We start from the raw sequence: 17366 nt of genomic DNA, 5'->3' as shown, positions 1-17366 counted from the left end.
TTGTCGCTTTCTTTGCTCACTAGAATATACTATTCAAATTAAACCTTTGCGTTTCAAAAAAATAAATACCATTAATCACTATTGAGGTTTAGGCTTATATCGAATTCACATGATTTTAAAAACTCCTAGAAGATTAGCCTCCGGAGGGCGAAATCTATGATTTTGACGGGGTGTTAAGGCAAAACTTTTATCTCAGGTCTACAATCCCTTTGTGCCATTTGTGAATCCTTAGTGGCATTTGTGTTTAAACTCCTGTTATGTAACAAAAGTAGCTGTAGCTTCGTGCAAACATTTCCATTTTTGCATCAAATTAGTTGAATTAAAAAATGGAAATTATAGGGTATGCAGCATCAGTTTTAATAGGAATTTCTCTTGGACTGATAGGAGGAGGCGGAAGTATTTTGACGGTCCCTGTACTGGTTTATCTCTTTGGATTAGATGCTTTTCTCGCAACAGAATATTCTCTTTTTATCGTTGGAATCAGTAGTATAGTGGGCTCCTGGTCGTATTTCAAAAAAGGAATGGTTAATTTTAAGATAGCTTTTATATTTGGGTTGCCTTCTATTATTTCAATCTTTTTGACCCGGACCTATTTACTGCCTCTCATTCCTGAGGAACTTCTCAGTATACAAGGTTTTATATTGACCAGGAATATTTTTTTACTTCTGGTTTTTGCAGGGTTAATGATTCTGGCTTCTTACAAAATGATCAGAAATAATGTTTCTGTTGAAACGTCGGAACATGCTTCTGCTCAAAATAATATGCTGTTGGCCGCGGGAGAAGGTTCGCTAGTCGGTGTTTTAACCGGACTGGTTGGAGCAGGAGGAGGTTTTATGATCATCCCTGCGCTGGTTAATCTTTTGAAAGTTCAGATGAAAACAGCAATAGGAACTTCCCTGGTTATTATTTCCCTAAACTCTTTAATCGGATTCTCTTCATCCATGAATACAACGAAAATAGAATGGAATTTATTAATGTCTATTGCTGCTATTGCAGTTGCAGGGATTATAATAGGGTCACAGCTATCTAAGAAAATTGATGGCAAAAAACTGAAACCTGCATTTGGGTGGTTTATCCTGATTATGGGTATCTATATTATAGCTAAAGAAATTTTTTTTTAAATCTTCTTATGTAACAAAAGTAACTGTAGAGGAAAACAGAAAGCGGGAAATTTGTATCAAAAGAACAAAGTCAAAAATAAATAAGATGAAAATAGAACAGATTTATACGGGATGTTTAGCCCAGGGAGCATATTATATGAGCTCAGGTGGGGAGGCTGCTATTTTAGATCCTTTGAGAGAAACACAACCCTATCTTGAAAGACTGGAAAAGGATGGAGTAAAGTTGAAATATATTTTTGAAACGCACTTCCATGCTGATTTTGTGAGTGGTCATATTGATTTAAGTAAAAGAACAGGGGCTCCGATTGTTTACGGGCCTGCAGCAAAAACGGAGTTTGAAGCCATCATTGCTGAAGATAACCAGATATTTGAAATTGGAAACATTAAAATTAAAGTTCTTCATACACCTGGGCATACCCTGGAAAGCTCTTCCTATTTGTTGATTGATGAATCTGGAGTTGAAAAAGCGTTGTTCAGTGGTGATACTTTATTTCTGGGAGATGTAGGGCGTCCGGATTTGGCTCAGAAGGCAACAGATATGACCCAGGAAGAATTGGCTGGGTTGCTGTATGACAGTTTATATGAAAAAATTCTGCCTTTAAATGACAAAATTATAGTGTATCCGGCTCATGGAGCTGGTTCAGCATGTGGTAAAAATATGCAGAAAGAAACGGTAGACACTTTAGGAAACCAGAAGAAAACCAATTATGCTCTTAATCAAAAAGATAAAGAAAGTTTCATTAAAGAAGTGACCGATGGACTTTTACCTCCACCACCTTATTTTGGTATGAATGTGATGATGAATAAAAACGGATATCATTGTTTTGAAGAAGTATTATCAAAGGGTTTACGAGCTTTTGAACCAGAACAGTTTGCGGAAATGGCAGAAGCTTCAGGAGCTTTAATTTTAGATGTCAGAAGTAATTTGAAATTTGTTAAAGGGTTTATCCCACAATCTGTCAATATAGGATTGGATGGTGATTTTGCTCCCTGGGTAGGCGCTTTGATTGCTGATGTAAATCAACCTATTCTGCTGATAACGGAAGAAGGCGATGAAGAGGAAGCGGTAACCCGATTGAGCAGGGTAGGATTTGACCATGTTTTAGGGTTTTTGGAAGGCGGATTTGATGCATGGGAAAAAACAGATAAAGAAATGGATTCTGTCAACCGTATTTCTGCGGAACAATTTGAACAGGAAATAAAAGAAAAGGATGTGAAGATTATTGATATAAGAAGGGAAAGTGAATATAATGCAGAACATATTCATGAAGCATACAGTAAGCCCTTAGCTTATATTAATGAATGGATTCATGAAGTACAGCCTGAAGAACATTTTTATATGCATTGTGGAAGTGGTTATAGAAGTACAATGGCGGCAAGTATTCTTCAGGCAAGAGGATATAGGAATTTTACTGAAGTGGAAGGTGGTTTTAAAGCAATAGCTTCCACAGGTATTCCTACTAGTGATTTTGTATGTCAAACCAAAGTTTTAAATAAATTAGAATAAAAAATAAATATGTTGGAAATAATAAAAGAACCGTGGCCCTGGTATATTGCAGGCCCGTTGATTGGGCTTACCGTTCCTGCCTTGTTGATTATGGGAAATAAATCCTTTGGGATCAGTTCCTCGCTGAGACATTTGTGTGCCGCGTGTATACCGGCAAATGTGAGTTTTTTCAAATACGACTGGAAAAAAGAAGCCTGGAATTTATTTTTTGTACTGGGGATTTTCTTTGGAGGAATGATGGCCACTAATTTTATGTTAAACCCTGCAGAGATTACTGTGAATCCCAATCTGAAAACCGAGTTGGAAGGATATGGAATTACAGACTACAGTAATCTAGTACCTACGCAGTTGATGAGCTTTGAAAGCCTTCTTACATTACGCGGATTTATGATGATGGTCGTAGGTGGTTTCCTGGTAGGTTTCGGAACACGATATGCCGGAGGATGTACCAGTGGACATGCTATTATGGGACTTTCTAATTTACAATGGCCGTCTTTGGTAGCAACGATCTGCTTTATGACAGGAGGGTTTATTATGGCAAACCTTATTTTGCCTGTCATTCTTTCCTTATAAGTTAAATTTTAAAACGGAATTAAATCATGATAAAAGAAAAAGAACAGGATATTCACTACCAGGAGGCAGTTTGTGTGAATCAAAATGATGTTAGGCAAAAATGGTATCACAATCTGAAGTACCTTACAGCAGGCGTAATATTTGGAATTGTTTTTGTGAAGGCGGAAGTGATTAGCTGGTTCAGAATACAGGAAATGTTCAGACTCCAGTCTTTCCATATGTACGGAATTATTGGAAGTGCCGTTTTGGTGGGAGTGATTTCAGTATGGCTGATTAAAAAATTCAATATCAAAACAATCTATGGAGAACCCATTACCCTGACACCTAAAAAATTTAATAAAGGTCAAATTTACGGGGGACTGATATTCGGTTTTGGCTGGGCCATTACAGGAGCCTGCCCGGGACCGCTCTTTGCTCAGATCGGAACAGGAGCTTTAGCGGTTTCTGTCACTTTGTTGAGTGCTGTTGCCGGAACCTGGGTGTATGGGTATTTCAGAGACAAACTACCTCATTAAAGAATAAAAAAAATCAGATATTCTATCAAAGAGAATGAATTTTAAAATCAAATGATTTGATATATATTCAAATTTCAATAATGATTTTTTTAAACGCAAAGTTTTTTAATTCTAATTTTATATCCTAGTGAACAAAGAAAGCGACAAAGTCGCTGATGAAGTAATATGCTAAGAGTTCGCTTCATCAGAATCAACTTTGTTGATTCCAATCTTTGCTCCCTTACATATCAAAAATAATGATTATTAAACTTTGCGTTTTTATATAAGCAATAACAAGCAATTAATAATGTATATATGCTTTAAAAACTCTCGCAGATGATGCAGATTGTCATTGCGAACCAAAACTGAAAGTTTTCGAACGTAGTTCATGAAGCAATCTCAATTTGAGAAACGTAAGTTCGACGAAGCCCAATCTGCGAGAATATGATAAATCAATATTATTATTATTTCCTATAAGATAAGCTACTGGCGAGGCAAAGATTTGATAGGATGGTTGAAAAAATAAAAGACTGTAGGAAAACATCTACAGTCTTTTGAAGTATAAAACTATGAATATATAAAATTCTCTGCTCCTAAAGCCATATAAAGGTTGATGCGCTCAATCCTGTACTGTAACTCCAGATTGATAAGGCTCATTTCATTTTTAAGAAGATCACGTTGCTTACGGATCAGTACAAAACTGTTATTTGAACCTACTTTTATTTGCTTCTGTGTTAATTCAATATTATTTTTCAATTCATCTATAGCCTTAGTATTGTAAATTATTTGCTTCTCAATAGAATGTAAATTCGATAATGATGATTCTACTTCATTTAAGGCATTCAGGACCGCTTTGGAATACTCTTCAACTACTTGTTTTTGCTGTGAATTTTTTACTTCCACATTCTTTTTTAACTTTTCATTGTTGAATAACGGAGAAACCAATCCACTGCCTACCTTTAATAACGGATTTGAAAATAAAGAATTGATGGATTCCACATTACTTCCGGCAGTTCCCAAAGAAGAACTGATGCTTAATGAGGGAAGTCTTGCTGCTTTGGCTTGCTGTACTTCGTAAAAAGCCTTTTCTATCTGAAACTGGCTGGCTTGTATATCCGATCTGTTTTCCAAAAGCTGAAGCGGGAAAGACTCAGGAATATCATTTTTTACAGAATTAAAGAAATTTTGTGTGGCAAGTTTTCCTTCCGGATATTTTCCGGTGAGCAGCTCCAGCGATCTTCTGGATTGAACGTTTGCATTTTTTACCTTTTCCAGATATCCTTGTAGAGAAATAATTTCTGCTGATATATTGGACAAATCCAGGGCATTAGCTGTTCCTACTTTTTTCTGGATCAGATACAGCTTTTCCAGGTCTTTGGATTTCTGAATATAGCTTTCAATCTTATCTTCCTGAATATTTCCTGCAATATTCAGGAAATAGGCTTTAGCAATCATCCCGGCAATAGATTGATGCAATAATGCATTCTGATGCTTTGCAGAAAAATAATTGCTTGTACTGGCCATTTGTGACGACTTATTTTTACCCCAAAGGTCTATTTCCCAACTGGCTTTTAAGGCAAGACGTCGGATTTGAGCATCACTGACCAAATTGTTGGATGTATTAGCCACAGCACCTACACTTGGATAAAGATCACTTCCCGCAATTTCCATAGCCAGTTCAACCTGATTAAGTTTTTCCTTGGCAATGATGAGATCTGCATTATACAGCATTCCTTCATTAATCAAGGTTTCCAATTGAGGTGTTTTAAGAATCGTGATCCAGTCATAAGAAAGTGATCTTGAATTCGCTTGTCTGTCAAATATCCAGTCATCCGGAATTTCTATATGAGCAGCAATTTCACTTTTTTCTTTAAGTTGGTCCATATTTTCTTTAGTAGGTTCTTTATACCCTATACATGAACTTAAGCTTATGGAAAGTATCCCCAATACAACTAATTTTCTGTACATATTAATGAAGTTTAGGGATTAGGAAGTTGATTTTACTGTTCACACGTACCATTACTTTTCTGATAAGATGCAATGGCTTAATATGATCGGAATAGATTACAGCAGTTCCTCTCGCTCCCACAGTAAGCTGTTTCTGGTCGTCTTCCAATACAAACTTGGCAATAAGTTTTCCATCCGTTTCCGGTAATTGTCTGGCCGTATCGGGAAGCCCTGCAACAGATCCGTTCCCTCCAAGCATTCCTCCTGCATTATTCATAATTCCCTGGCTGGTTGCGTCAATAACATATTCAAGCTTGGCTTTAACAACTTTGCCGGGCTCTGTTTTAAGAGCCAGTTCAACTTCATCTCCCGGCTTTACCGTTTCCAGTTCGTTTTGAGCAAAAAATCCAATAACAGACTGTTGCTTCTGAATGAGAACAAAGGCCGACTTAAAGGGAGCCATAATCGCCCCTTCATTCAACTGAACATTGGGAATAATACCATCTGTAGGAGCCAAAACAACTGTTTGGGCTAAATTCCATTTTGCCTGGTCCAGTTTTGCCTGGATTTCGGAGACAGATGAATTTTCTCCACCATAAGACGCCATAGATTTTGTTTCCAAAGATTGCTGCTGAGATTGGGCAGCACTGATTCTGGATTGCAAGTCACGTACATTAGTGACGGCCTGTTCCAAATCAAATTTATTGGCTGCTCCTGCATCTACTAATTCCTGATACTGAACCACTCTTTTATTAGCGAGATCCAGTTGCGATTGTAAGCCGGTAATATTTTTTCTGGATGCAGAGATATCTGTATCGTAAGAACTTACCGTGGCTTTCATACTGCTGAGTTTAGCTTCCAGTGACTTGATTTCCTGTACATAAGGCTCTCTGTCCAAGACAAATAGAGTATCACCTTTCTTAACCTCCTGATTGGTGCTTACATACACTTTTTTGACTTTCCCAAGAACCTGAGTGGTGATATCCACACTTCTGTTTCCTACTTTAACGTCAGAGGTAATGGGACAAAAATAATTTAAACTTAATATCAACGCTATAGAACCGAAAATCGGCAATGAATACACAACCACCTGAGTAGTAAATGTCCAGGGGATCAGTTTTAATTTTTTGATGAGAAGCCAGCATATTCCGGCATATATTGCGACTAGTAATTCCAGCATGTCTGTTAATTTTCAGTTGTTATTAATTCTTCTTCGATAAGATTTGTGTCTTTTTTCGGGTCATTGGGAGTTTCGTAATCATAGTTGGCCCAGATTAAAGCAACCGGCCATAAAAGGCCTCCAAAAACAAGGGAAAGGAGGCACATACTTTTTATGGCTTTCAGCTGAGGATGATTCTTTTTCTCAGCTACTTTTTCCGGATAGATATGAACTTTCCAGAAAAGATAAATTCCTGCAACGGGTAAAACAAGTAAAATTAACCATGATGCAGCATTTGCTATATTATCTTCTAAGTTGCCTGTTGATGCCTGAACAAAATTGCATGATAACAGCAGGCAAAGAAGGATTGTAATTCTTTGCATAAAATAATTGTATAAGGTAAAATGATATTGAATGTAAAACAGAAGATAACCGGATTGTGGTTACTTTGAATGGTAATGAAAATTAAAGCTTATTCAATAATAGGCGGTGTTTTTCTCATTTTGTTTTTTAATTAATTGTGTGATAGTATTTTGATGAAGCAAAATTAGATTGAATAAAGTGAGAAAAAGTATTCCTAAGTTATTTTTTTCTTTCGTTCCTTTTTTTATGAATACGGGCTGTCATGCGTGAAAGTGAGTTGGGAGTAATGCCCAGAAAATTAGCAATATACTTTCTGTTGGCATTTTGAGAAGTGAAAGGTCTTGTTTCCAGAAATTCTTCATAACGGGAATGTGGAGTGGCAGAACAAAACTGTTCTATGCGGGTCTTTGAGATGTTAATGATCATCTTCAAAGATTTGAGGTATACATTATAAATGCCTCTGTACTGAAATGCGATGTCTTCGAATTCATTCTTGTTGAAGAGAAAGACCTGGCTTTCGATGACAGCTTCTATCGTATATTTTCTTTCGGTTTCTCCGGAATATGATTCAGGAGCAGCCATGATGGATGCTTCTTTTTCTGAGGGTAAAAAAAGATTGCTTTCAACCCCGTTTTCATCGTCAAAGAAAAATCTTAATAACCCATGAGACATGATGAATAAATGGTTAAAGGACTGACCGGGTTCTGCCAGCTTCTCTTTTTTGCGAAGAAGTCTCGGGGTACTGATACTAACCAGAATATTAATTTCCTCGTCAGATAATTCCTGAAAGAAAGCAATATTCCTGAAAGTTTTAAATAAGTCCATTACAGCAGTAAAGATATATAAAAATAATAGATGGATATTCCTTACATCGTGTTGAGGATTTCATAGAAGTTTTTTTTAGATTTGTGGGTATTAACAATTTGAGACACCATGAACAATAACCGAAGAAGTTTTATTAAAAAACTGGGAATTGCAACAGCAGCACTTGCCGTAAATCCATTGGACCTGATGGCTGCCGAATTACCGGAACATTTTGATACCAAAACAGTCAACAAACCCATCGTTCTTTCTACCTGGAATTTTGGATTAAAAGCCAATGAAGAAGCCTGGACTATTCTTGGAAAAGGAGGGAAAGCTTTGGATGCCGTTGAAAAAGGAGTCCGTATTGTGGAGTTAGATCCTAAAGAAAGAAGTGTAGGTTATGGAGGGCGTCCGGACAGAGACGGAAGAGTGACTCTGGATGCATGTATCATGGATGATAATTACAACATCGGTTCGGTGGCTTGTCTTGAACATGTTAAAAATCCAATTTCTGTGGCCAGAGCGGTAATGGAAAAAACGCCTCACGTAATGTTAGTCGGAGACGGTGCATTACAATTTGCCCTTTCACAAGGCTTTAAAAAAGAAAACCTTTTGACCCCGGAATCAGAAAAAGAATGGAAGGAGTGGCTGAAAACAAGCCAATATAAACCTATCGCAAACATTGAGAATCACGATACCATAGGAATGATTGCCTTAGACGCACAGGGAAATCTTTCAGGTGCCTGTACAACCAGCGGAATGGCATATAAAATGCATGGCAGAGTAGGAGATTCCCCGATTATCGGAGCAGGTTTGTTTGTCGATAACGAAGTAGGAGCCGCTACAGCAACAGGCCATGGTGAAGAAGTCATAAGAACGGTGGGAACTCATCTTGTAGTAGAACTCATGAGGCAGGGGAGAAATCCACAGGAAGCCTGTAAAGAAGCAGTAGACAGAATTGTAAAGATCAATCAGCGAAGAAACAAAAACTTGAAAGATATTCAGGTCGGTTTTATTGCAATCAACAAAAAAGGAGAATATGGTTCTTATTGTATTCAGGACGGATTTAACTTTGCCGTGTATGATCAGAAAGGGAACCGCCTTGAAACCCCTGAATTTGCTTTAAAATAATAAAAATATCAATAGATGCGGACTTTATCCGTTTTTACAAAATATCATATTCTTATTTAGCCAAAACTTTAGGATCAAAACAAAATATGAAAAGAACGATTATGGCTTCCTTGTTTTTAATGATAGCATGTAAGGAAGAAAAGAAGGAAAGAGCAGTACAGGCTCAGCCTCCGATAGAAGAGAAAACAATACAGGAAGCAACACCTCAGGCCAGTGAGGCGAAAGATGCGAAAAAATGGTTGGAAAAAAGTATTACAGACTATTTTAAAGGCGATCTCGGAAGCGAAGAAATGAACATGCAGAAGATGACAACGAAAGATTATTTCGATTATAAAACGGATGCTATGAATGTTGATCTGGATGTGGACGGAAGTCTTACTGAAAAAGAATTTCAGGATAAATGGAAATCTAAGTTTGATACAAAAAAGGCCGGAACTGGAGTTGGTTTTTTAATTGCCGGACAGGATTGGAATGAGGTGAAAGTAACAAAATGTCAGTTGATTTCTGAAAATGAAAATAGTCTTCTGTTTGACGTTATGCTTACTGATAAAGAACTTAAAGCTCAATATCCGATTAAAGTAAAAGTCATCAATGAGAACGGTTCTTTTTTAATTGCAGATGTCTATCAGGAAGAACCTAAGTTTAATTAAGTATACAAAAGTAGAAATGTCAAAAATAGAAATAGCATGCTTTAACCCGGAATCAGCAATGATTGCCTTTGAAAACGGAGCGGATAGAATAGAATTATGCGACGGATTGAGCGAAGGAGGAACCACTCCTGATTTTAGAGTGACTCAACAGCTCAGAGAAAAAATAAATATCCCGATTTTTGTGATGATTCGTCCGAGAGGAGGAGATTTTACCTATTCACATGCTGAGTTTGAACAGATGAAAAGTGATCTGATTCACTTAAAGTCTTTAAAGGTAGATGGTTTTGTGTTTGGTATTCTGGATGCTAATGATGAAGTTAATATGGAGCAAAATAAAGCCCTGGTAGAATTGGCAGCACCTTTTCCCTGTACTTTTCACCGGGCCTTTGACAGAGCTGAAGGGTTGGAGGATTCCTTAGAAAAAGTAATTGGGTGTGGTTTTAAAACAATTCTTACTTCAGGTCAGAAACCTAATGTATCCGAAGGAAAAGAAAATCTCAAAAAGTTAGTCGAACTTTCTAACGGGAGAATAGAAATTCTTATAGGAGGTGGGCTTCGTTCTTCAAACCTTGAAGGAATAAGAGCCTTGACAAAAGCAGGTTATTTCCATTCCTCTGCCATCACTGACGGTGGTGCTTTTGCCAATGCAGATGAGGTTGTGGCTTTGAAGAGTAAATAATAGATAAGTCAATTTGTCATTCAGGGTATAGTGAGGAAATTTTATCTGGTATAATTGAGATTCCTTCGTTCCAGGAACTATTAAGCTACATGAAGAATAATTATTTTAAATGCAAAGTTTAATAATCATTTATTTTGATGTTAAGCAGAGCAAAGATATGCGGCAAAGCCGCTGACGAAGCTATGGAGAAAAGATCGCTTCATCAAATCAATTGCAAATTGATCTAATCTTAGCTCCCTTAAAATATAACATTGTAAAAAATAACCTTTGCGTTAAAAAATAAATAATAATTATAAAAACACACGAATGAATGACAGAAAACGAACTATCCTACAAAATAATAGGTGCAGCTATAGAAGTACATAAAAACTTAGGAGTTGGTCTGCTAGAAAATGCATATGAAACTGCTTTGGCTTATGAATTGAAACGGCAAGGCTTTAATGTAAAACAACAAGTGTCTTTACCATTAAAATACAAAGAAATAATGGTAGAAAACGCTTATAAAATTGATCTGATTGTAGAAAATAAAGTAATTATAGAAGTGAAATCTGTATTGGAGCTACATCCGATCTTTCACTCACAGGTACTGACCTACTTGAAACAGGCTGATATAAAACTGGGATTACTTATTAACTTTAATACTGAACTTATTAAGTATGGAATCCATAGAATTGTAAATAAACTTATTAATGAATAAAACTATCCTTTTTGCTTTCCTTTTCATTCAAAATATCTTTTTTGCACAATCTTCAGATAGGAATTTATCTTCTGAAAACTGGCAATTCAAAAGCTCAAAAGATAATAACTGGCTTCCGGCCAAGGTGCCGGGGACTGTTCATCTGGACTTGATGAATAATAAAATTATTGAAGATCCTTTCAAAGATGAAAACGAAAAGAAAGTACAATGGATAGAGAATGAAGATTGGGAGTATCAGACCAACTTCAAGATCTCAGCAAAAGAATTAAAGAACGATAATGTTAACCTGGTTTTTAATGGATTAGATACTTTTTCGGAAATTTATCTTAACGGAAAACTCTTGAAAAAAACAGATAATATGTTCAGGAAATGGGAAATTCCTGTAAAGCAGAATCTGAAAATAGGAGATAATTTGTTGCAGATTAAATTTAAATCAGCAGTCAATACCGGAAAAGAACTGGCTAAAAAGGTTCCGTTTACCATGCCTGAATCACCGCGGAGTTTTGTAAGAAAAGCTCAATATCAGTTTGGATGGGATTGGGGCCCGAGATTGGTGACCACCGGCATTTGGAAAGATATACAACTTGAATTTTGGAATAATGCAAAATTTGAAAATATAAAAATAGAGCAGAAAAATTTATCCAATACCATTGCGGATCTAAATATCCATACTTCAATACAGGCAGATAAAGAAGGGAAATATGCGGTTGTCATTAATAATAAATCGAATATAATTCAATTAAAAAGAGGACAAAATCAGATAGATATTCCCTTTACCATTCAAAACCCTAAACTTTGGCAGCCTAACGGTTGGGGAGAAGCGTATCTGTATGATATGAAATTTTCGCTGCAAAAAGATTCGAAAAATCTTTCTGATAAAACCTTGAAACTAGGGTTGAGAACAATCGAACTGATTCAGGAAAAGGATGAAAAAGGAAAATCCTTTTATTTTAAAGTAAACGGAAATCCATTGTATATCAAAGGAACCAATTGGATTCCAGCGGATAGTTTTTCACCGAGAATTACCAAAGAAAAATATCAGAAACTGGTTAAAGATTCCAAAGAAGCCCATATGAATATGATCCGTATCTGGGGTGGTGGAATTTATGAAGATGATGAATTTTACAAAGCCTGTGATGAAAACGGGATTCTGGTATGGCAGGATTTTATGTTTGCGGGGAGCTTCTATCCTGCAGATGAAGAATTTTTAAATAACGTAAAGGAAGAAGTGAAAGATCAGGTCAAAAGGCTGCAAAATCATCCGTCGATTGCTTTATGGTGTGGAAATAATGAGATTGATGAAGCCATTGTCAACTGGGGATATCAGAAACAGTTCAACTATTCAAAAAATGATTCCATTCAGGTTTGGAAGGATTATAAAAAGTTGTTTCATGAGGTTATACCAGGAGCTTTAAAAGAAAATCTTACAGCAGATAAGAACATCTATTGGCCGAGTTCACCATCCATCGGATGGGGGCATAAGGAAAGTCTTACCGAAGGCGATTCCCATTATTGGGGCGTCTGGTGGGGAGAACAACCATTTGAAATTTATAATGAAAAAGTAGGGCGTTTTATGTCCGAATATGGATTTCAGGGAATGCCTACCTTAGAAACGACCACATCAATGTTTTCTGGAGTGCCGGATCTGAATCTGCAAAATTCAACCATTAAAGCTCACGAAAAACATGGAAGAGGCTGGGAAATCATTAACGGATATATGAAGCGGGATTACCAGACTCCAACTGATTTTGTAAAATACAATTACATTTCTCAATTGTTGCAGGCAAAAGGAATGCAGATGGCCATAGAAGCTCATCGCCGGGCAAGACCTTATAATATGGGAACCTTATATTGGCAGCTTAATGATTGCTGGCCGGTGGTTTCGTGGTCATCTATTGACTATCTGGGAAACTGGAAGGCTTTTCATTATCAGGCAAAAAGAAGTTTTGAACCGATGTTGGTATCTGTATCGGAAATGCCGGAAAGTTATGGTATTTATTGTATCAATGACTTGCTTGATGATATGCAGATTAATTCAAAAGTGGAATTGGTAGATTTTGAGGGTAGGGTTCTTTGGACCGCAGGGGCAACAGCTCGTTTATTGGCCAATACGGGTGAGAAACACATGGAGGTGAAAAAAGAAAACTTTTCAAAATTTGATTTATCAAAAGCGGTTTTAAAAGTTATTATTGAGAATGGCTCATCGAAGTCAGAGACGTTATTCTTCTTTAAGAAACCTAAAGATTTACAACTTTCGCGGCCCAATATTACAATAAAGAAAATATCTCCGACAGAAATTGAAATTTCAACAGATGTTCTTGCAAAAGATGTTTACCTGATCGGAAATACTCATTTTAGTGATAACTTTTTTGATCTTTTGCCTAAAACATCAAGAAAGATTATCCTTTCAAAACCTTTGGATACCATTGAGGTGATGAGTTTGTTTGATACTTTTCAAAATTGAGAAATCACGATATTTTGCAAATATGTTCTATTAGTTTGCCGGTAATTTTAAGAAGGAAATAAGCTTCTGCTTCTCAAAAAAAACAATTCAGGAAAGTATTGAAAGTGGAACAGCAAGTGATCCTGAAAAACATCCGGAATTATTAAAATCTAAAATGACAGAATGAGTGGGAAGCTCTTTAGTATTCGGGCCAGCAGAAATTCTACCCAAAAAAAGATGAATTTTACCTCTTTAACTCAAAAATCAGCCGTAAATTTGCCGTATATTTCTTTATAGTTATGGTAAATTTTGTTCTGATTGCAGTTTGCATTATTGCAGGAATGATATTCAAAGCAACAAAATCTATCCACCCGGATGCCCATAAAGGTATCAATACCTGGATTCTTTATCTTGCTCTGCCGGCAGTTTCCTTTAAATATCTGCCAAAAGTACAATGGACGACAGAAATGTTGTTTCCGATTGCAGCTACCTTTCTGGTTTCGGTGTTCTGTTTCTTTTATGTCATGTTTTATAGTAAAAGCAGGAGATATTCAAGACGGTCTAGAAGTACTTTAGAGCTGGCAAGCGGTTACAGCAATACTTCCTTTATCGGATTTCCGCTGATTAGTGCTTTCTATGGTGAAGGTCTTCTTAGTATTGCAATTATCTGTGACCAGACGATGTTTTTCGCACTTTCAACATTAGGAATTATTGCTGCTGTAAAAGGAGGAAGTAAATCAGGGAAAGTAAGCGCCGTGTTTATTTTGAAGCGGTTAATTACGTTTCCGCCATTGATAGGCTGTATTTCTGCACTGGTATTATCTCAGTTCTTTGATTTAACTTTTGCTGAGCCACTTTTCGATAAACTGGCTGCTACGGTGAGCCCGTTAGCGCTATTTTCTGTCGGATTACAGCTGAAATTTAACGGCTGGAAAAAATTAATTCCTCAAATGTCAGCTTCCATGCTCTATAAGCTGATTTTGGCTCCTGCAATGGTTTTGGGGATGGCTTTTTTATTTGGAATAAAGGGAGATGTGGCAAAAATTACCATATTTGAAGCAGCTATGCCTACGCTGGTTACTTCAAGTATCATCGCAGAACAGTTCAGGCTGAATACGAAACTGACCAACCTTATTATCGGTGTCAGTATTATTGTAGGGTTCTTTACCTCTGCATTTTGGTATGAAATAACTCAATATTTGTTTTAAAATAATTTATAAGATGAGCCTGCAGAGGACGGCAGATCAAAGATTTTATGAATTGGTCTCAGACAGCTCTTCAACAAAGTTGCAGTTTTCTCAGGAAAGATTTAATTTTACACTTTAAATATTTCCCTTGCAATACGTCCAAATTGTCTTACCCCTGAACTTGAAAGGATCTTTTACTTATAAGGTTCCTGAAGAACTAATGCCTGAAATCCAGCTGGGAATGCGTGTTCTGGTGCCTTTTGGAGGGAAAAAGATTTATACGGGACTTGTTTTTGAACTTCACGATAATGCTCCTGAAAACTTTACCGCAAAAGAAGTAATCAGTATTCTGGATGATAAACCTATTCTTCCGGAAGAACAGATCCGTTTCTGGAACTGGCTTTCCGATTATTATCTGTGCAGTCTGGGGGAAATTTACAGATTTGCTTTTCCTTCTTCATTGAAACTGGAGAGTGAAACATATTTAAAACTGAAGCCGGGTGCTGTCATCGATTTTGAAAACCTGGATGTGAACGAGATGTATCTTGTTCAGGCGTTGGAAGTCCGGCAGCTGATCAATCTGGCCGATATTGAAGCATTTATTCCCAAAAAAGATATTATTAAAACAATCAATTCTCTTATTGATCTGCAGTATATCGAAATTGACGAAAAAATTGCTGAAAAATATAAAGCTAAGGAAGTAGCATACGTAAGAATTAACGAAGAGGTTTTAGGCAACCGCAATCTTACTGAGATTCTTCTAAAACTTAATAAAGCTCCTAAACAGAAAGACCTGTTTCTGGCCATTCTGGAAAAGCAGACGGAACATCCCGAAAAGCAGATCAAAAAGGCAGATATGTTCGAAGATGGCTATTTCGGAAGCTCTCATCTTAAAGCTTTGGCAGATAAAGGTCTTGTGGAAGAATATTATATGCAGAAGGACAGGATTGAAAGTTATGAAGGTGAAATCGAAGAGCTGGAAGAGCTTTCCGAACAGCAGAAAATCGCCAAGTCTGAAATTGATGCCGCTTTTGAAGAAGGGAAAAATGTTTTGCTTCACGGGGTTACTTCATCAGGAAAGACCCATATCTATTTAGAAAAAATAGAGGAATGCATTCAAAGCGGAAAGAATGTTTTGTTTTTACTTCCTGAGATTTCACTGACGAAACAGATTACCCAAAGATTAGAAAAAAAATACGGCAGACAGCTGGGGTTTTATCATCAGAAACTTACCGATTTCGAAAGAGTAGAAGTTTGGCGGAGAATTAAGCAGAATGATATCAGGATTCTTATCGGAACCCGTAATGCTTTATTTTTGCCTTATCAGAATTTAGGTTTGATTGTTGTGGATGAAGAACATGATTCCGCTTATAAACCGAGAGAAGCTTCTCCTTATTTCAATGCCAAAGACGCTTCATTGATGCTCGGAGGATTTTATGAAGCGGGAGTGATATTGGGTTCTGCAACACCTTCTGTGGAAAGTTATTACCGGGCCAGAAAGGATAAAATGAAGTATATATTCCTGACCGAAAGATTCGGGAATGTGAATTTGCCTGAATATGAACTGATCAATTTCAAAGAGGCACAGGAATCCAAGAATGTGTCAGGGAATTTTTCTACAAAACTTATTGATGAAATTAAAAAGACAATAGATGAAAAAAATCAGGCTATTGTTCTTCATAACCGTCGCGGATATGCCAATGTGATAGAATGTGAGAGCTGTGGCTATGTTAATTATTGTTCCAACTGTGATGTGGTAATGACATATCATAAAGCAGCTAATGAAATGAAGTGCCATTACTGCGGACAAAGGGCTTCAAAACCAAGAACCTGCCCGAAATGTAATTCTGAAAAACTGAATGAAAGAGGAGTAGGGGTAGAACAGATTCACGAAGAAGTTTCCAAACTCTTTCCCGAAAATGAAGTGGACAGAATGGACGTAGATTCTATGCGCAAGAAGTTTGCCTATGAAAAGCTCTATGAAAAAATCGAAGAGGGCGAGACGGATATTGTTGTAGGAACCCAGATGATTTCAAAAGGATTGGATTTTGACCATATCGAGCTGGTGGCTATTCCCAAAGCTGACTCTTTATTATATGTACAGGATTTCAGAGCAGAAGAAAGAGCTTATCAGCTGATTACACAGGTTTCCGGAAGAGCCGGAAGAATTTCCGGAAAAGGGAAGATCCTGATTCAGACCTATAATCCTGATCATTCTGTCTTTCAGCTGATCAAGATGAACAATCCTGCAAAAATCTATAAATATATTCTTACGGAACGTCAGAAATTCCACTATCCTCCGTTTACCAAACTTATTATGATAGAGCTGAAGCACCGAAGAGAGGATAAAGTAGACCGTGCATCCCAGTTTTTAGGATCTATCCTAAGAAAATATCTGCCGGAAGACTGTGTTTTAGGACCGGAAAGAGCTCAGATTGCAAGGCTGAATAATTTATATCAGTTCCAGATTATGCTTAAACTTCCCCGCGGGAAAAACTATGAGAAGTTTAAAAGCCTGGTTTTGATAAGTTTGAAAGAATTTGATGAAATCACTGCATATCAAAGCATTAAAAAAGATGTTTTTGTTGATTTTTAACAATTTTTAACAAAC

General features: G+C 36.9%; 15 protein-coding genes. 11 read left to right on the top strand and 4 right to left on the bottom strand.

The genetic code is table 11. The features are described 5' to 3' along the window. The first annotated feature begins 326 nt into the window (after positions 1 to 326). The 4 genes from JO178_RS04010 (at position 327) to JO178_RS03995 (ending at position 3716) form a co-directional block, all read left to right on the top strand. Positions 327 to 1121 (top strand): sulfite exporter TauE/SafE family protein, encoded by a 795-nt coding sequence (locus JO178_RS04010; protein WP_291931978.1) that lies wholly within the window; start codon positions 327 to 329, stop codon positions 1119 to 1121. Between the two features lie 85 nt (positions 1122 to 1206). After that, positions 1207 to 2628, top strand: coding sequence for an MBL fold metallo-hydrolase (locus tag JO178_RS04005; RefSeq protein ID WP_291931975.1), 1422 nt, complete (start codon positions 1207 to 1209; stop codon positions 2626 to 2628). A 9-nt stretch (positions 2629 to 2637) separates the two neighbouring features. Next, positions 2638 to 3201 (top strand): YeeE/YedE thiosulfate transporter family protein, encoded by a 564-nt coding sequence (locus JO178_RS04000; protein WP_291931973.1) that lies wholly within the window; start codon positions 2638 to 2640, stop codon positions 3199 to 3201. Between the two features lie 26 nt (positions 3202 to 3227). After that, the gene (locus JO178_RS03995; RefSeq protein WP_291931970.1) at positions 3228 to 3716 is read left to right on the top strand and encodes a DUF6691 family protein; all 489 of its coding nucleotides are present in this window, start codon (positions 3228 to 3230) and stop codon (positions 3714 to 3716) included. A 546-nt stretch (positions 3717 to 4262) separates the two neighbouring features. Here JO178_RS03995 and JO178_RS03990 read toward each other — a convergent pair. The 4 genes from JO178_RS03990 to JO178_RS03975 all read right to left on the bottom strand — a co-directional run bounded on the left by JO178_RS03990 (position 4263) and on the right by JO178_RS03975 (position 7989). Next, entirely contained in the window at positions 4263 to 5663 is a 1401-nt protein-coding gene (locus JO178_RS03990) for a TolC family protein (RefSeq protein WP_291931967.1), read from the bottom strand. A gap of 1 nt (position 5664) precedes the next feature. After that, positions 5665 to 6822: a biotin/lipoyl-binding protein gene (locus JO178_RS03985; protein ID WP_291931964.1), complete on the bottom strand. Its 1158-nt coding sequence runs from the start codon at positions 6820 to 6822 to the stop codon at positions 5665 to 5667. Positions 6823 to 6827: 5 nt separating this feature from the next. Then, on the bottom strand, positions 6828 to 7184 hold the full coding sequence (locus tag JO178_RS03980; RefSeq protein ID WP_291931962.1) for a DUF3302 domain-containing protein: 357 nt from the start codon (positions 7182 to 7184) through the stop codon (positions 6828 to 6830). A 199-nt stretch (positions 7185 to 7383) separates the two neighbouring features. Beyond that, entirely contained in the window at positions 7384 to 7989 is a 606-nt protein-coding gene (locus JO178_RS03975) for a Crp/Fnr family transcriptional regulator (protein WP_291931959.1), read from the bottom strand. Between the two features lie 108 nt (positions 7990 to 8097). Between JO178_RS03975 and JO178_RS03970 the strand changes: the two genes are divergently transcribed. From JO178_RS03970 to priA, 7 genes are all read left to right on the top strand, one after another. Then, the gene (locus tag JO178_RS03970) at positions 8098 to 9099 is read left to right on the top strand and encodes a N(4)-(beta-N-acetylglucosaminyl)-L-asparaginase (RefSeq protein WP_291931956.1); all 1002 of its coding nucleotides are present in this window, start codon (positions 8098 to 8100) and stop codon (positions 9097 to 9099) included. Between the two features lie 86 nt (positions 9100 to 9185). Further along, entirely contained in the window at positions 9186 to 9749 is a 564-nt protein-coding gene (locus tag JO178_RS03965) for a hypothetical protein (RefSeq protein ID WP_291931952.1), read from the top strand. A gap of 16 nt (positions 9750 to 9765) precedes the next feature. After that, on the top strand, positions 9766 to 10428 hold the full coding sequence (locus JO178_RS03960) for a copper homeostasis protein CutC (RefSeq protein WP_291931950.1): 663 nt from the start codon (positions 9766 to 9768) through the stop codon (positions 10426 to 10428). Positions 10429 to 10738: 310 nt separating this feature from the next. Continuing rightward, the gene (locus JO178_RS03955; RefSeq protein WP_291931947.1) at positions 10739 to 11125 is read left to right on the top strand and encodes a GxxExxY protein; all 387 of its coding nucleotides are present in this window, start codon (positions 10739 to 10741) and stop codon (positions 11123 to 11125) included. Further along, positions 11118 to 13589, top strand: a complete 2472-nt coding sequence (locus JO178_RS03950) for a glycoside hydrolase family 2 protein (protein WP_291931945.1) — start codon at positions 11118 to 11120, stop codon at positions 13587 to 13589. Before JO178_RS03955 ends, JO178_RS03950 begins: the two co-directional genes overlap by 8 nt. Before the next feature lie 278 nt (positions 13590 to 13867). After that, positions 13868 to 14776 (top strand): AEC family transporter, encoded by a 909-nt coding sequence (locus JO178_RS03945; RefSeq protein WP_291931942.1) that lies wholly within the window; start codon positions 13868 to 13870, stop codon positions 14774 to 14776. Between the two features lie 127 nt (positions 14777 to 14903). Further along, on the top strand, positions 14904 to 17351 hold the full coding sequence (gene priA, locus JO178_RS03940; RefSeq protein ID WP_291931938.1) for a primosomal protein N': 2448 nt from the start codon (positions 14904 to 14906) through the stop codon (positions 17349 to 17351). Positions 17352 to 17366 lie beyond the last annotated feature (15 nt).

This window comes from Chryseobacterium sp., from assembly GCF_019236175.1.
Classification (GTDB): Bacteria; Bacteroidota; Bacteroidia; order Flavobacteriales; family Weeksellaceae; genus Chryseobacterium.
Note: the sequence above shows the minus strand (reverse complement) of the source record. Positions and strands in the feature narration are given on the sequence as shown.

Excerpts from the sequence above, each read along its gene's own strand:
- JO178_RS04010 (WP_291931978.1), top strand. The coding sequence starts at position 327 with ATGGAAATTATAGGGTATGCAGCATCAGTTTTAATAGGAATTTCTCTT.
- JO178_RS03960 (WP_291931950.1), top strand. The coding sequence starts at position 9,766 with ATGTCAAAAATAGAAATAGCATGCTTTAACCCGGAATCAGCAATGATT.
- JO178_RS04000 (WP_291931973.1), top strand. The coding sequence starts at position 2,638 with ATGTTGGAAATAATAAAAGAACCGTGGCCCTGGTATATTGCAGGCCCG.
- JO178_RS03975 (WP_291931959.1), bottom strand. The coding sequence starts at position 7,989 with ATGGACTTATTTAAAACTTTCAGGAATATTGCTTTCTTTCAGGAATTA.
- JO178_RS03945 (WP_291931942.1), top strand. The coding sequence starts at position 13,868 with ATGGTAAATTTTGTTCTGATTGCAGTTTGCATTATTGCAGGAATGATA.
- JO178_RS03995 (WP_291931970.1), top strand. The coding sequence starts at position 3,228 with ATGATAAAAGAAAAAGAACAGGATATTCACTACCAGGAGGCAGTTTGT.
- JO178_RS03985 (WP_291931964.1), bottom strand. The coding sequence starts at position 6,822 with ATGCTGGAATTACTAGTCGCAATATATGCCGGAATATGCTGGCTTCTC.
- JO178_RS03990 (WP_291931967.1), bottom strand. The coding sequence starts at position 5,663 with ATGTACAGAAAATTAGTTGTATTGGGGATACTTTCCATAAGCTTAAGT.
- JO178_RS03980 (WP_291931962.1), bottom strand. The coding sequence starts at position 7,184 with ATGCAAAGAATTACAATCCTTCTTTGCCTGCTGTTATCATGCAATTTT.
- JO178_RS03950 (WP_291931945.1), top strand. The coding sequence starts at position 11,118 with ATGAATAAAACTATCCTTTTTGCTTTCCTTTTCATTCAAAATATCTTT.
- JO178_RS03970 (WP_291931956.1), top strand. The coding sequence starts at position 8,098 with ATGAACAATAACCGAAGAAGTTTTATTAAAAAACTGGGAATTGCAACA.
- JO178_RS03955 (WP_291931947.1), top strand. The coding sequence starts at position 10,739 with ATGACAGAAAACGAACTATCCTACAAAATAATAGGTGCAGCTATAGAA.
- JO178_RS03965 (WP_291931952.1), top strand. The coding sequence starts at position 9,186 with ATGAAAAGAACGATTATGGCTTCCTTGTTTTTAATGATAGCATGTAAG.
- JO178_RS04005 (WP_291931975.1), top strand. The coding sequence starts at position 1,207 with ATGAAAATAGAACAGATTTATACGGGATGTTTAGCCCAGGGAGCATAT.